This is a genomic window from Arabiibacter massiliensis (genome assembly GCF_902386925.1).
GTDB lineage: Bacteria > Actinomycetota > Coriobacteriia > Coriobacteriales > Eggerthellaceae > Arabiibacter > Arabiibacter massiliensis.
Map to the genome: position 1 here is coordinate 1,596,380 of NZ_LR698996.1, position 14,840 is coordinate 1,611,219.

The 14,840-nt window shown below is 60.8% G+C and carries 15 protein-coding genes; 6 read left to right on the top strand and 9 right to left on the bottom strand.

Annotated features, from left to right (window positions below; translation table 11 throughout):
- Position 1: 1 nt before the first annotated feature.
- The 6 genes from FX134_RS06850 to loaP form a co-directional block, all read right to left on the bottom strand.
- Positions 2 to 1,411, bottom strand: a complete 1,410-nt coding sequence (locus FX134_RS06850; protein ID WP_080799534.1) for a phenylacetate--CoA ligase family protein — start codon at positions 1,409 to 1,411, stop codon at positions 2 to 4.
- On the bottom strand, positions 1,402 to 2,439 hold the full coding sequence (locus FX134_RS06855) for a glycosyltransferase (RefSeq protein WP_080799537.1): 1,038 nt from the start codon (positions 2,437 to 2,439) through the stop codon (positions 1,402 to 1,404). The genes FX134_RS06850 and FX134_RS06855 overlap by 10 nt, the downstream gene beginning before the upstream one ends.
- Positions 2,436 to 4,046 (bottom strand): heparinase II/III family protein, encoded by a 1,611-nt coding sequence (locus tag FX134_RS06860; protein WP_080799540.1) that lies wholly within the window; start codon positions 4,044 to 4,046, stop codon positions 2,436 to 2,438. Before FX134_RS06860 ends, FX134_RS06855 begins: the two co-directional genes overlap by 4 nt.
- Positions 4,039 to 5,157 (bottom strand): glycosyltransferase family 4 protein, encoded by a 1,119-nt coding sequence (locus FX134_RS06865; RefSeq protein WP_172623408.1) that lies wholly within the window; start codon positions 5,155 to 5,157, stop codon positions 4,039 to 4,041. The genes FX134_RS06860 and FX134_RS06865 overlap by 8 nt, the downstream gene beginning before the upstream one ends.
- 119 nt (positions 5,158 to 5,276) lie before the next feature.
- Positions 5,277 to 5,939 (bottom strand): sugar transferase, encoded by a 663-nt coding sequence (locus tag FX134_RS06870; protein WP_080799545.1) that lies wholly within the window; start codon positions 5,937 to 5,939, stop codon positions 5,277 to 5,279.
- A gap of 178 nt (positions 5,940 to 6,117) precedes the next feature.
- Positions 6,118 to 6,642 carry an antiterminator LoaP gene (gene loaP / locus FX134_RS06875; protein ID WP_080799548.1) on the bottom strand — a complete coding sequence of 175 codons (525 nt, stop codon included), beginning with the start codon at positions 6,640 to 6,642 and terminating at the stop codon, positions 6,118 to 6,120.
- A 729-nt stretch (positions 6,643 to 7,371) separates the two neighbouring features.
- On the opposite strand from loaP, the gene FX134_RS06880 reads away from it, so the two are divergent.
- The 6 genes from FX134_RS06880 to FX134_RS06905 all read left to right on the top strand — a co-directional run bounded on the left by FX134_RS06880 (position 7,372) and on the right by FX134_RS06905 (position 12,429).
- Complete coding sequence (locus tag FX134_RS06880; RefSeq protein WP_143412156.1) at positions 7,372 to 7,923, top strand: hypothetical protein; 552 nt, start codon at positions 7,372 to 7,374, stop codon at positions 7,921 to 7,923.
- A gap of 132 nt (positions 7,924 to 8,055) precedes the next feature.
- On the top strand, positions 8,056 to 8,928 hold the full coding sequence (locus FX134_RS06885) for a class B sortase (RefSeq protein WP_172623409.1): 873 nt from the start codon (positions 8,056 to 8,058) through the stop codon (positions 8,926 to 8,928).
- A gap of 55 nt (positions 8,929 to 8,983) precedes the next feature.
- Positions 8,984 to 10,096: an LCP family protein gene (locus tag FX134_RS06890; protein WP_172623410.1), complete on the top strand. Its 1,113-nt coding sequence runs from the start codon at positions 8,984 to 8,986 to the stop codon at positions 10,094 to 10,096.
- 48 nt (positions 10,097 to 10,144) lie between these two features.
- Positions 10,145 to 10,807, top strand: coding sequence for a YveK family protein (locus tag FX134_RS06895; protein WP_080799556.1), 663 nt, complete (start codon positions 10,145 to 10,147; stop codon positions 10,805 to 10,807).
- A 2-nt stretch (positions 10,808 to 10,809) separates the two neighbouring features.
- Positions 10,810 to 11,778, top strand: coding sequence for a CpsD/CapB family tyrosine-protein kinase (locus FX134_RS06900; protein WP_080799559.1), 969 nt, complete (start codon positions 10,810 to 10,812; stop codon positions 11,776 to 11,778).
- An 18-nt stretch (positions 11,779 to 11,796) separates the two neighbouring features.
- Positions 11,797 to 12,429 carry a tyrosine-protein phosphatase gene (locus tag FX134_RS06905; protein ID WP_080799563.1) on the top strand — a complete coding sequence of 211 codons (633 nt, stop codon included), beginning with the start codon at positions 11,797 to 11,799 and terminating at the stop codon, positions 12,427 to 12,429.
- A 187-nt stretch (positions 12,430 to 12,616) separates the two neighbouring features.
- On the opposite strand, the gene efp is transcribed toward FX134_RS06905, so the two are convergent.
- From efp to aroQ, 3 genes are all read right to left on the bottom strand, one after another.
- On the bottom strand, positions 12,617 to 13,177 hold the full coding sequence (gene efp / locus FX134_RS06910; RefSeq protein WP_080799566.1) for an elongation factor P: 561 nt from the start codon (positions 13,175 to 13,177) through the stop codon (positions 12,617 to 12,619).
- An 84-nt stretch (positions 13,178 to 13,261) separates the two neighbouring features.
- Entirely contained in the window at positions 13,262 to 14,431 is a 1,170-nt protein-coding gene (locus tag FX134_RS06915; RefSeq protein WP_080799570.1) for a M24 family metallopeptidase, read from the bottom strand.
- Positions 14,412 to 14,840, bottom strand: a complete 429-nt coding sequence (gene aroQ / locus FX134_RS06920; RefSeq protein WP_080799573.1) for a type II 3-dehydroquinate dehydratase — start codon at positions 14,838 to 14,840, stop codon at positions 14,412 to 14,414. Before aroQ ends, FX134_RS06915 begins: the two co-directional genes overlap by 20 nt.

The following is a 14,840-nucleotide window of genomic DNA, read 5'->3' on the forward strand; positions in this document are numbered from 1 at the left end:
CTTATCTCTGCTCCTTGCCTCTCTCAGTAGGCGTCAGTGGCATTTCGGGTTCGAAAGGCCTCGCCCCCGGCACTTCCGACAGGACGAATCGCAGCTTGCCCGACGGCTGACGCGGTATTCTCGACAGATATTCGAAGTTGACCGGAAGCGAGTTTCCGACAGATTTTCGCAATCGATCAAGAGCGATCTTTTCATCTTCCGCACAAAACTCCTGCTTCCCGACCACGCGCAACACAATGGAATAATCCGCGCGTTGATACACCTGCGCCTCCTGAAAGTGCAAAGTATCTTTGAAGACATGATCCAATTTTCCAACCCTTGTGCCATCCGGAAGCACGAGGTAGTCCTCCCTACGTCCGTCGATACTCATAATCTCGCGCCAGAAACCATTCGAGGTGCCGAGATGGGCGGCATCGCCTGTTCTGTATCGAATAAGAGGCGTAGCATAATTAAAAAGACAAGTTCCGAGAATCGAGCATCCTCCGCCCTCAGCTTGCTCGAACTCGACAATGGAGAAATCTTCATCTACGAGGATTCGACCGTCGGGGCGAGTGGAGAAAATCGCCACGTTCTCAGTCTGTCCATACGTCTGAATAGGCTTTACGCCGAAAGCCTTTTCCATGGCGGCGCTTTGATGATCCAATAGGCTTTCCGCGCCGCAAGTAACCGTTTTCACGAAGTCGAATTGCAAGCCCCTCTCGTTCATCCATTGTGCGAGCAATGACATAAGGGAGGGATAGCCGCTGATCCACTTGAAACGCTTTTCGTTGACAAGCTGGAAGTATGCGCCTAGGTTACCTGGACTCTCATGGAAAGCGCTCATATAGAACCGTCGGCCAGACCTGTCCACCCTCCAAAAGGGCGGCTTTGTGGAATCGACGGGGACGATATTCTTGGAAGAGAACTGGGCCTGCCATGTGTCGAACGAAAGGCCGTGCTTGCGATAGCAGCGCCAAAAGCAAGCAAATTGCGCCTGCTGACACTCGACGGTGCTATCGAACATGAAACTTGATCCCGTAGTTCCGCTCGTATGAACGCGTAGCAGGTTCATCTTGCCAGCCTCCGACGATACAAAGCGCCTAGGCTGTGACCGCACGGTCGATTTATCGATAACGGGAAGACGCTTCAAATCTTCGGCCGTCTTTATCGATGCCGGATTTACGCCCGCCTCGTCCATACTCTCCCTATAGAAGGGAACCGTTCTATATGCATGGGCCACAATATTCTTTAGTTTCCCATTTCGCCATTCAGCAACTCGATCAGCGCTCCAATCGTCATGGGATTCGAATTCATTAAGCATCACCTCGAATCCCCTGCCGTACCGAGTCTTCTGTATTCTGCTTCCCATGAATGAGAACGCCATGTTTTGTGCGAAGACAGGAAGCTTGCCATAGATCTCCATCATGCCCATCGACACACTCCCCCCTCGAGATCTTGCATGATCCGATCGAGGTAGTGGTCGATATAGAAGTTGTTGGCAGATTCATATGCCGCAGCCTTCATCCGATCCAAAAAATCCCTGTCGATCTGCAGAAACCGAATAGCTTTTGCAAGATTCTCAGTTGTTGTCTTCGTCAAAACGACCCCATCTACACCGTCCAACACAAGCTCTTTGTTGTAGCAACAATCACTCACAATGGAGGGAACCGCAGCCATCTTGGTTTCAACCAGAACTCCGGGAACGCCTTCGTGAGGCCAGGAGGTAGGAAAAAGATGAAGATCGTAAAGGCTAAGCTCACCGATCACATCTCCTTTTGCCGAATCGAACACCCCGTGATATTTGACGTTAGAAAGGTCTTGCACTGCCGAGAAGAAAGTGTCTGAGAATTCGTCATCCACCATCCCATAGAAATGAAAAGCCACATCAGGAAGCATTCGGGCAGCGCCTATCACTTCGGCAGCTCCTTTGATAGCGCTAATTTGCGAGAAGTAGACACAGCTGAGGGTCTCCGATTTTCGATCTGACCGCCTCGTAGCGATATCCCCTACCTCGCAAGACGCATCCGCCCGTTCGCGGCAATTCGGGTAAACAGAAACATTTTGCGCACCCGTCCTTTCGAGCACCTTGCGCATGCCTTCCGTCTCCACGTACACCCTTTTGAAACACCCTAGCTTGGAGACATAGTTTTTATCCTCGGGCACTTTCCCACCCATGAAAAAAAGCAACGACCTGGCCATCTTTTTGCGATTGAAAAGGTAGAGAAAACAGGTGATTCGCCTTCGCCATTCTGCGCTCGCTCCCACGACAAGAGTCCCGCTCTTCGACACGAGAGCGGATGCCAACCCGATCATCACCGAAAACTTATGGGATTTGACGTCGACAAGGTTGATCTTGTCGACGTCAAATCGACGCAAAAGGTTTTTGTAAAGAAGGGAGTTTTTCACTGTGACGCCGCCATAGGGAGGCGGGAAGCTTCCAATGTACGTTATCCCACTCATTCCATCTCCTCGAAAAGGAGACGATAGGACACGGAGCCACAGCCGGATACCATCCAAGCATCGATCTCCTTGATGACGCCGAAGCGTGGCGAAAAAGAGACTCGGTTAAACTCAGGCACGCCGCTTTCGCATTCGATCCGAACTCCTTTCCCATTGCGCAAGTGGACCCAAGAAGACAGGGGCATGCCTTCGCCTTCTTCAACCGAATCCTCAATGGTGAGGCTCCTTCTCGAAAGGCTTAAAACCCTCCTTATTACAAAGCCGTTTGAAAGCTCAAGCCTGGCAACGAGCCGATTGCTTTCCCTCTCGCAAAGCTTCACATCCTTATATCCCCTCGCCACTCTGTGCTCGCCCCAGCACTCCAGCTGCTCGTTGCCGTTGACTACCATAGTGTTGTGCGCGGCGGTGCTGCGAAAATAGGTGCGTAGATCGCTTTGGTAGGCGTAGGTGCCGCAGTTGGCTATCACCGGCCTACCATCGATCGAAAGCTCATATGACAGACAATCGCAATGCGCGTGACCGAGCATATACGGCGGCCCCGGCATGCCGGCATCCATCATGATGGCGATGCGTCCATCCTCGGAGTACAGCTTATAGTAGCCGGCATCGAGGAAATCCTTTCTGGACCCGTCAGACCGCAGTCCCAAAACCGCCCCGCACGCTGCGATCAGCTGATCGCACTCCTTGGCGACGCCGTCAGCGGAATCGTTGAAGAACGGGGTCTTGCCCATCCCCTTCTCCAGGGACGCCATCGCGTCGAGCATGGCCTGCGTCTTTTCGACAAGAATCCCGGGAACAGGATCGCCCAAACCCTCCATCACCTTACATACACGCAAAAGCCCTTCGAAGACAAGCTTGTGGTACATAAGGCTGCGCTCGAAATGGACTCCGTCAGGCAGGATCTGCTCCTCCAACTGCCCTTCAAAGTCACGCCATACTTTCCGGAACACGTCATCTTCCCCGAAAAGCTTTGAGAAGATGACCAGCGTCTTGAGGTTCTCTAAGTAGTGGTTGGCCAGAAGATGAGTCTCCTGATTGACCAGCAGATGGCGGTACTGCACGTACATGCTAAGACGCATAGCCTCGTCAAATTCAGGATCGGCAACAAGCGCGTCGGAAATTAGATCGCGACATACCAGCCAGTTCACGAGCCGAAGGCTTATGGTGTAGGGGTGCCACGCATCCCCTTGAGGGTAGCTGCAAGCTCCCATCCAGCCATTGATGAACCCCTTAAGCTTGCTTAGACATTTCCCGTCTCGGTCGTCGCGCCAGCGCGCCGCAAGTGGAATGCAGTACTCGAAATAATGAAGGTTGAAGTTCCACAGGTGACTTGCTTCAGGAACGTTCCAGGTACCAAAATCCGGGCGATGGCGCTCGCCCAAAAGAAGAACCTCCCCCTCCATCAAAGCACCTACGTCGAAGCGGGCAAGATAATCAAGAGCGAGATCCGTCTCGGGGAGGAGTATGCTTGAGGATTGAAACGACGCAAGCGGCAATTCGCCTGGATCGATCCGACGGATTCCTCGCAAACGCGAAACAACCATGCCCGGCTTCATCCGGGAGATCGTTCGCAGATAGAGTCCAGCTTTTTTCATCACGTCAGCCATGCCCGCCGTATAGTGTCTCAACGATCTGTGCGAACTTTCGAGCAGCGGCTTGACGAGAATGGTTTGCCACGATGCTCCTGCCCGCAGTAGCCTTCCGTTCCTCGGTCCAGTCAGAGTCGGTAACCTCGTCGAAGGCTCGGAGCAAGGCTTTGTGATCTTCGGGTGGAGCTACAACCCCCAAGCCACACTCCTCGACGATTACCGCCGAGTCGCCCTGTGCAGCCAGAAGCACGGGGCAACCGCAGCCAAGCGCCTCGTAGAGCTTGGTCGGGACGCTGTCAGTCATGCAGGAGCTCTTCAAAGACACGTAAGCGCATGCGGCATGCTTTAGCAGGGTGAAGGCACCCCGAGCATCGATGCGCCCGCAAAGCTCCACATTAGGGAGTGAACGACGCGCAACTTCGTCAACCAGAAGCCGCTCCTCGGCACCACTCCCGAACAGAAGGAACCTTTTTGCCGGCCTCTCTTCCGCGATATCGAGTAGCGATGTCAAACCCTGCGCCAATCCGAGGTTCCCGATGTAGACGCAAGGAGGATTCTCGTCGAGCTTATAACGCTCGACAACGTCGGATCGCTCCTCTGCTTCTAGAAAGCCCACGTCAAGACCGTTTGGCACGAGATGCACCTTGGCAGCATCTCTTGGAGGGAGCTGCCCGGAAAGCTTCTCTGTCTTTCCTTCGGTGACCGTCGTGATCAAGGCAGCTTCCTTGTAGGCCCGCTTTGCAAGACGCGAGAACACCACGCCGTACAAGCTGCACGGCTTGAAGCTCCCCATTTCATAAGCCACATCGGGCCAGATATCCCGCACGTCGAACACGAGCTTAGCGCCCGCCTTCCTCGCGATCCTGATCCCGCTCATAGTGAGCATAAGCGGAGGTGACGTCACGACCACAATGTCGAACCGACCGAGCCCCCTTGCGACGCGCTCAGAGCCGGCCTTCTCGCTCCAGTTATTACGCAGCCGATTGAGCACCGTCTTGGTGCCTATCTTGAATGCCGGATAAAAATGCACGTTATCGGGAGTCTCGTAGCTTTCGTCCGCATCAGATAAACTCGTCTCCGAAGCGAGGACCTGTACGTCATGCCCGCAGGCAGCGAGTTCGTCCGCCATAACCCTCATGCGCTTGGCGCAAGCATCGACGTTGGGATAAAAATGTTCGCACAAAATGAGGATGCGAATGCGGGACGATCCCCTGCCCAGCGAATCGGCCCCGGCTTGAGACACCTCGCTCATTTCCCCGCTTCCGCGCGTGCGTCCCGGTCCACGCCCCGCCGGCTCACCACGACCGAAAGCGTCTTGAAGAACACGCGCGCATCGAAGGCCAGGCTCATGTTGGCCACGTACTCGCCGTCGAGGAAGGCCTTCTCCTCGTCGGTGACGAGGTTGCGGCCGTTCACCTGCGCCCAGCCGGTGAGGCCCGGGCGCACGGCCTCGGCGTTCAGGGGGATGCGCAGATCGATCAGGCGCCGCTCGCGGATGATGACGGGGCGCGGGCCGACAACCGACATGTCGCCCTTGAGGATGTTCGCGAGCTGCGGCAGCTCGTCGAGCGACCAGCGGCGCAGGAAGTCGCCCACCGGCGTCATGAAGGCGTCCTTGTCCTCGAAGTCCTGGGCGGGCATGTCCGGCGGGGTCTCCACGAGCATGGTGCGGAACTTCCAGCACTCGAAGCGGCCCCCGGCGCGCCCCCACCGCTCCTGGCGGAAGAGCACGGGCCCCGGCGAGGTGGCCTTCACCGCGACCGCGCACGCCAGGAGCGCCGGCGAGAGCGCGACGATGGCGAGCGCCGCGCAGGCTATGTCGAACACGCGCTTCGCGTGGGCGTAGGACTTGCTCGGGATGCGCGAGAGGGGGAGCCGCACGGACACGCCGGGATGCAGGCGGGCGGCCATGCGGTCCCACTCGCCCGCTTCTTCGGCTGACGCCGCGGGGGATCCTTCGACTCCGCGCTGCGCGCTGCGCTCAGGATGACAGGAGGGAGCGCCTACCGCCCGCTCAGGATGACAAGAGGGAGCACCGACCGCTCGCTCAGGGCGACGAACATCGTCGTCGCCAATGATGGCGTCTTCGTCAAGTTGATATGCCCCTATGTTTTCTGACAATCTCTAGTCCGACTTTGAGGTTCAGCGTCCGGCCGAACATCGTCGTCTCCACGTACGCCAGGCGCTTGTGGCGGTCAATCCTCTTCACCAGGCCGCTCTGATGCACGAGCGGGCCCTTCGTGATGCATATCTCATCGCCCTCGATCACCCCTTCCGACATCTCGACCACCCGGTGGTCCTGCGTCGTGAAGGAATCGATGAACGCGATCTCGTCCGCGTTAAGAGGGATGAACGCGTTGTCGTTTCCCAGGAGCTTCGTGAACGCGGGAACCCGCCTCAGCTCCTCGGCAACCCGATCCACCTTATTAGTGATAAGGAAGAGGTATCCGGGCAGCAGGATCTCGGTGCGCAGCTTCCACTCGCCCCCGACCTTCTTCATGATCTCGTACTGGGGGATGAAGCACTCCTCGAGGACGTCTCCGTCCACGAGGCGCTCCACCAAATGCAGGACGCGGCGCTCACGGCCGCCCATCACTTGCACGACGTACCACATACACGGCCTCCCGACGAGCGCCAGACAGAAAACATGGCTTCGCCACCGCCCCAAGGGCAATGGGAAACGACAACGGTATTCATCCTCTTACTCGCTCAGAGACGCGCACCCAGCGACGATCCTTCGCTCATAAGATATGCTCGGCGGCTCTCACCGCCCTCGGCCGAACCTGCTCCGAAGAAGGGTGAAGGCCTGCACGATCAAAGCGCTCCCATGCAGTCCTTCACATAGTCCACACACTGCTCTTCGTCCCAGCGTATCGGCCCTTTTTCGCCAGACCGTAGGCGATACAACCTCAAAAGCACAGCAATCGAGTGCGTATTGCCTGGTGGGTTTGGCGGATACAGTATAAATCATAGGGCCGGGTTAACGGTTTAGCAACGCCGAATGTGGAGATAATTTTTTCCAAGCGGCCCTTTTCTCATTTAAGATCCCCCCCCCCCCCGCCTTTTCCCAACCAAAAGCTTTAGCACGCTTGTACGTTATTTGACGTATATGAATTACTTATGGGCTTTTTGTCAAAGGCCTTTTCAACCCTTGCGTATCAAGTTTTCGCATGGTTCTCCATGGGTCTTCACCTGCGACTACCGTTCGTTACCGAAATTGACGTTTATGAAGCGGAAAAGCGATTTCTCATTGACAAACGCGTAGAACGGAAGCTATGATTCCCTAAGACTGAAGTTGGAAAGCCGTGTTCGACATCGAGCACCAGAGGAAAGAAGGATCTTAATGAAGAAGAGGATTGTTGCAATCGCCTGCGCTGCAGCGCTGATGCTCGCGATGCCGACGCTGGCTTGGGCTGCCCCCAGCCCCAGCGGCAACACCGTCAAGGACAGCAACGGCGTGAGCGCCACCGTGAAGGCCGAGAGCGGCACGATCGAGGGCATCCAGGTGTCCCCGAAGGCTGCCAGCAACGCCCAGGGCAACGTCATCGCCTCCTTTGAGGTGAAGGGCGACGCCACCAACGTCACGATGACGTTCAACGTCGGCGCCAAGTACGCCGGCTACGCCTACACGGTGTACATCCAGCACAACGACGGCACGACCGAGGCCAAGTCCGGCACCGTCGCCGCCGACGGCACCATCACCGTCAACGTCGACAAGCTGTCGATCTTCTCGATCGCCATCGGCGACAAGGTGGCCGACTCCTCCGCCTCCAACACGGGCGCGAAGTCCCCGCAGACCGGCGTTGACTTCGGCATGGTCGCCGGTGCGACGGCCGTCGCTGCCGTGGCCGCTGGCGTCGTGTTCGTGGCCCTGCGCAAGAAGGTCACCGAATAACCCTTCGGCACCTCTTATAGAGCTTCTATCGAAGAGACCTGTTTTGCGACAGGTCTCTTCTTATATGCGCAACCGATTTGCTACTATAGTTCGATCATTTAGCACTCTTCCGCGAAAGCGAGCAGTTCCCCCATGTCAAACGCACCTCAAAACCAGCGCCACGCCAATCTCGAGCCCCGGCACGCGAAAACGCCCGCCCAGCAGGACAAGGGCAGGAAGCGCTCCATCGTGATCCTCTCGGTGATCCTAGCGCTCCTCCTCTGCGGCGTCGCGGCCGGCGTCGGCTATATGCTCTGGCAGCAAAGCGAGCTCAACCGCGTGGCCGAGGAGATGCGCAACACCCCGGTGCCCGAGCCCGTCGACAAACCGGCCGAGGGCCCCGCCGAGGAAGCCCCCGCCGACGACCGGGTGGAGAACCCCATCGACTTCGCCTCGCTCAAGCTGGAGAACCCCGACATCTACGCGTGGATCTACGTTCCCGGCACCGATGTGAACCTGCCCGTGCTGCAAAGCGCCACGAACGACTTCCTCTACCTCGACCACAACAAGGACGGCGAGTACGCGGTCGAAGGCGCCATCTACACCGAGATGGCCAACAGCACCGATTTCACCGACCCGGTGACGCTGATCTACGGCCACAACCTGCAGAACGGCACGATGTTCTCCACGCTGCACTACTTCGAGAACGAGGAGTTCTTCGCCGAGCACGAGGACCTGCTCATCTACACGCCGGGGCACGTGCTCACCTACCGCATCGTCTCGGCGTACCTCTACGACGACCGCCACATCCTGAACTCCTACGACTTCTCAGATCCCGACGTGCTGCAGGGCTACCTTGATTCTGTGATGAATCCGGATTCTCTGCTGGTTAACGTGCGATCCGACACCGAATTGTCAATTGATGATAGAATAGTGCAGTTGAGCACATGCATGAGCGATACAAGCCATACGACCAGCCGTTATATCGTCACTGGAGTGTTGATCGATGACCAACCGACCTACTAACAGACCGGCACAGCCCCCGCGCCCGCGCGAGGCCAGGCCGACCTCCGCATCGGGCATGCCCTCTGCGAACCGCAACGAGGCATCGGACTTCTTCGCCTCGCAGGCGGCCTCCCAGAACCAGGAGGTCCTCATCCGCAAGCGCAAGCGCAGCCATAAGAAGCGCAACAAGCGCATCCGCACGGCGCTCATCGTGGTTGCCGCCATCGCGCTGGTGGGCGGCGGCATCGCCTGGGGCGTCATGAGCAGCATCAAGGCGGGCGAGAACGCCGTCCACGAGGTGGCGCAGGCCGCGGACATCCAGACCGCCGAGGAGGCCGTCACCTACGACGAGGGCAAGACGGTCAAGTACAACGGCCACACCTACGCCCTCAACGAGAACATGGTGTCCCTCTGCATCATCGGCTACGACCGCACCGCGCCGGCCGACGCCGGAGAGAAGGCCGGCCAGGCCGACGCCGTCATGGTGATGGCGTTCGACACGGAGACGGGCTCGGTGACCGCCATCGGGCTGCCGCGCGACTCCATGGTGGAGGTGGGCGAGTTCGTGGGCGACGCCTTCATCGGCCTCGACCAGATGCAGCTGTGCCTGGCCTACAGCTACGGCGACGGCCGCGAGACCAGCTGCGACTACACCACCACCGTGGCTTCCCGCGTGCTGTACAACATGCCCATCTCCTACTACTTCGCACTCGACCTGAGCGGCGTGGGCCCGCTGAACGACTCCATCGGCGGCGTGGCGCTCACTCCTTTGCAGACCATCCCCAACACGAACATCGTGGAGGGCCAGGACACGGTGCTGTTCGGCGACAACGCGCTGCGCTACGTGCAGTGGCGCGACACCTCGGTGCTCACCTCCTCGCTCGACCGCCAGGAGCGCCAGGTGCAGTACATCAAGGCCTTCGCCGCCCAGGCGCTCGGGATGGCGCAGGGCAACGTGGGCACTCTGCTCGACCTGTTCAACACGGCAAGCGAGTATTCCATCACCAACCTCGGCGTGAACGAGTTCAGCTACCTGGCCACCTCGGTGCTCTCGAGCGGCATCACGAGCCTCGACGTGGTCACGCTCTCGGGCGAGATGCAGCAGGGCGAGAAGTACGCCGAGTTCTACCTCGACAAGGACGCCGTGTACCAGACGGTGTTGGACGTGTACTACCGCCAGGTCGACTAGCGTCGTCCGGCCTTAGGTGACCCCGGGCTTTATAAGGAGAGATACCCCGTGACCCTGTTAGAATTGCTCCACCTGCTTCGGAAGAAGTGGTTCCTCGTCGTGCTGTTCCCGCTCGTGTTCGCCGGCGCGACCGCCGCGTACTGCTGGGGCTTCATGTCGAACGACTACACTTCCAGCGTGTCGCTGTACGTGCTCAACAAGACCTCCGACCAGGGGACGGGCGTCACGAGCAGCGACACCACCGCCAGCCAGCAGCTCGCCAACGACATCGCCGTGTTCACGCAGACCAACCGCGTGCTCGACGCCACCGCGCAGGCGCTCGGCATGAGCTCGCTCGAAGGCTACGACATCGAGGTGACCTCGGCCACCACCAACCGCGTCATCACGCTGAGCGTGACGGGCAAGAAGCCCGAGGCCGTGGCGCAGATCGCCGACGAGCTTGCCAAGCAGACGGCCACGGTGGCCGTGGACACCATGGAGCTGCAGGCCATCAACGTCGTCGACGCCGCCCAGGTGCCCACCGCGCCGTCGGGCCCGAACCGCATCATGTACACCGCCGTCGCCTTTTTGGCGGGCCTGTTCTTCGCCGTGGCGCTCATCGTGCTGCTCGATCTGATCGACGTGACGGTGAAGAGCCCGGAAGAGGCCGAGGAGCTGCTGGGGCTGCCCGTTCTGGGCCGCATGCCCGCGCTGAAGGGTAAGGGGAACTAACCATGGCTAAGAAGAGCAAGAAGATCCTCGCGCGCTTCGTGCACCCGCAGCTGTCCAACGCCTCCAAGACGCTGCTCGCGAACATCCGCTTCGCCTCGGTGGACGAGAAGGTGAAGACCCTCGTGGTCACCTCGTCGGAGCAGAACGAGGGCAAGACCATCGTGTCGACGAACCTGGCCAACGCCATCGCCACCTCGGGCAAGAAGGTGCTCATCGTGGAGGCCGACATGCGCCGCCGCTCGCTCGGCAAGCTGCTGGACATCCACCCGGCTCACGGAATTTACGCCGCCCTCTCGGGCACCGCGTCGCTCAACGAGACCATCCAGCCGACGAACATCCCGAACCTCTACTTCATGGACGCCGAGCCGAGCATCCCGAGCCCCGCCGACATCCTCAGCACGAAGCGGTTCGCCTCGCTCGTGGACAAGCTGCGCGACTCGTTCGACTATGTGATCTTCGACACGCCGCCGGTGTCGCTGTTCGTCGATGCCGCCGTGCTGAGCAGCCTCGTCGACGGCACGCTTTTGGTAGTGCGCCAGAACCAGACGAAGCGCTCGGTGGTGGTGAAGTGCGCGCAGCAGCTGCGCGTGGCCGACGCCCGCGTCCTGGGCACGGTGATGACGTTCTGCACCGACGACGAGAGCAACTACTACTACGCCTACTACACGCAGGACGGCAAGCGCGTGGAAAAGGGCGATTCGGACAAGACCGCTTTCGCGGAGGGCATGAGCGCCCCGGTGGAGTGGGAGCAGGACGTGCAGCCCTCGCCGCGTCGCCAGGCGGCGGCCGCGCGTTCGGCCGCGCAGCCGCGCGCGGGCGCGGGCGCGGGCGCGGGCGATGCGAGGGGCGGTGCTGCCGGTGCTGCTGGCGCCGGCGCTGGTGCGGGCAACCCCTACGCGCCCAACGCGTTCAAGTCCATCACGACGGGCGGCGCGAAGGCCCCCCGCCACAAGAACAAGCCGCGTTCGTAGGCTTCGGGTCGCCGGGACATGTTCGACCTCCATTGCCATATCCTGTTCGACGTCGACGACGGGTCGAAGGACCTCGCCGAATCGCAGGCCATGCTCAACGCCGCGCGCGCCTCGGGTATCGACACCATCGTGTGCACGCCGCATTGCCGCGGCTCGCATTTCGACTACCAGCGCATCGTCGACCACTTCGAGGTGCTGAGCGCCTACGCCCGTTCCCAGGGGTTCGAGATGACGCTGGGCTTCGAGGTGTTCTGGGAGAACCTGGTGAGCATCGGGTTGGAGAACGCGCCGAAGCTGTGCTTCGAGGGCACGGACCTGCTGCTGCTCGAGTTCGGCGTGGGCAGCCTGCCGCCCAACTGGCAGCGCATCATCTACAACCTGCGTGGGCAGGGCATCCAGCCCATCATCGCCCACCCCGAGCGCTACCGCCCGGTGCAGAACGACCTCGACCTCGCCGTGGAGATGAAGGATCTCGGATGCCTCTTGCAGCTGTCGGGGAACTTCGCTTCCGGGGGCTTCCGCAGCGGCAGCAAGAAGACGGCCCTCAAGCTGCTCGAGAACGACCTGGTGGACTACATCGCCTCCGACGCCCACTGCGTCGCCGACTACGAGGACTACCGCAAAGCCCTCAAGATCGCCCAGCGGTACTGACGGGGAGCGCGACAAAGGGCGCTGATGACGCAGGACGGGGGTAATGTCATCAAATCCGACCGGATTTGATGACATTACCCCCGTCCTGCGTCATCAGCTCCTCCCCCAGCCATCCCTGCAAACAAGAACGCCGCCTCTTGGGGCGGCGTTCTTGTTCGACTGAAAGTCGGCAAGCCGACGGGGTTGGCTAGACGCGCTTGATGAAGCGGCCGTCGCGGGTATCGATCTGCAGGATGTCGCCGGGCTCGACGAACATGGGAACCTGCACCACCGCGCCCGTCTCAAGCGTAGCGGGCTTCGTGGTGCCCTGGACGGTGTCGCCCTTGAAGCCGGGGTCGGTCTCGGTCACCTCGAGCTCCACGAACATCTGGGGTTCGATGCTGATCAGCTCGTCGCCGGCGTACAGCAGGCTGGCCTCGTCGTTCTCCTTGAGCCACTTGGCGGCGTCGCCCACGGTGTCGACCGGGATGGCCATCTGCTCGAACGTGTCGTTGTCCATGAAGTTGAAGTCGGCGCCGTCGTTGTACAGGTACTGCAGCTTGCGCGTCTCGAGGCGCACGGCGTCGAACTTCGTGCCGGCGTTGAACGTGTAGTCCACGACGCGGCCGGAGCGGATGTCGCGCAGCTTCGTGCGGACGAACGCGCCGCCCTTGCCGGGCTTGACGTGCTGGAACTCGACGATCGTGCAGAGCTTGCCGTTGTACTCGATGCACATGCCGTTCTTGAAGTCGGCGGTGGAAATTGCCATGGTCGGTGATCCTTTCGCTCGCGGGCGTCGCAAATGGCGCGGCCCCGCTCGTCATGCAAACTGGAACAGTATAGACGCAAGCGGCTACAAAATCACCATGTCGTGGGGGGATTGCGTGAAAATATCGAAACCGGACTCCGTGATCGCGCCGAAATCCTCCAGGCGCATGCCGAACTCGCCGGGCAAATAGATGCCGGGCTCCACGGTGACCACGTTGCCTACGGCGAGCGGCTCCTCGTTGCGCGGCGAGAGGTTAGGCTCCTCGTGGATGTCGATACCCACGCCGTGGCCCAGGCTGTGGCCCATCGTCCCGCCGAAGCCGTGCTCTTCAAGCACGCGCTCGGCCAGCTCGTGGGCCTCCTTGCCGGTAATGCCGGGACGCAGGAGGGCCTCGACGCGCTCGTTGGCCTCGCGGATGGCCCCGTAGGCGGCGCGCATGCGCTCGTCGGGCTCGCCGAGGAACACCGTGCGCGTCATGTCCGAGCAGTACCCGCGCGCCCGCGCGCCGAAGTCGAGCACGACGCACTGCCCCGCCTCAAGCGGCGTTTCGCCGGGGACGGCATGCGGGCTCGCGCCGTTGGCACCGGTCGCCACGATGGAGGGGAACGCAAGCCCCTCCGCGCCGTGGCGGCGCATGAAGTCCTCGAGCTCGATCTGCACCTCGAGCTCCGTGAGGCCCGGGCGCATGAAGCCGACGATGTGCGCGAACGCCGCGTCGGTGACGGCCTGCGCCTGCTTCATGCGGGCGATCTCCGCCTGGTCCTTCACGGCGCGCAGGCTGCGGACGAAGCCGGAGGTCTCGCGCAGCTCCGGGCGCGCGGGCGCGTCGGCGAAGGCAGCCTCGAGCGCGCGGTACTCGGCGAGGGTTATGGAGTCCTCTATGCCGAGGGAGAAAGTGGCGGCATCCTCGGCTGGCGCCGCAGGGGATCCTTCGACTCCGGCGGCTGCGCCGCCTCCGCTCAGGATGACATTCGCGGCGAACTTCGCATGCGTCTTGCGTTCGGCGTCCACTTCCACGGCTCGTTCGGCGGCTGCGGCGGCGCGGGCGGCTTCGGCGTAGCGGGAGTCGGTGTGGAGCACAGCGGCGTCGGGGCCGACGAGGAGCGCGTGGGCGTCCTCGTCGTCGAACACGCCGTCGAAGGCCGTGAGCCATGCGATATTGGACGTGTCGCGCACAAGGAACGCGCCCAGGCCCGCCTCCGCGCAGGCGGCGCGCATCCGCGCAAGGCGCTCGCTAGAGGCCGAGCAAGACATCCACGGCCTCCTCGTACCCGGCGACTCCCTTGCCCTTGATCTGGGCGACGCACACCGGCGCGATGACGGACACGCGGCGGAACTCCTCGCGCGTGTCGATGTCGGAGATATGAACCTCCACGCAGGGCACGTCGATGGACGACACCGCATCGCGCAGCGCGTAGGAGTAGTGCGTGTGCGCGCCGGGGTTGTACACGATGCCGTCGTAGACGCCGCGCGCCGCGTGCAGCCGGTCGATGAGCGCGCCTTCGTGGTTGGACTGGAAGCAGTCCACCTCGGTGCCGCGCTCGGCCGCGTAGGCCCGCACCCGCTCCTCCACGTCGGCGAGCGTGGTGGTTCCGTACACGGCAGGCTCGCGCACGCCGAGCAGGTTGAGGTTCGGGCCGTTCATCAGCAAAAGCTTCTTCAT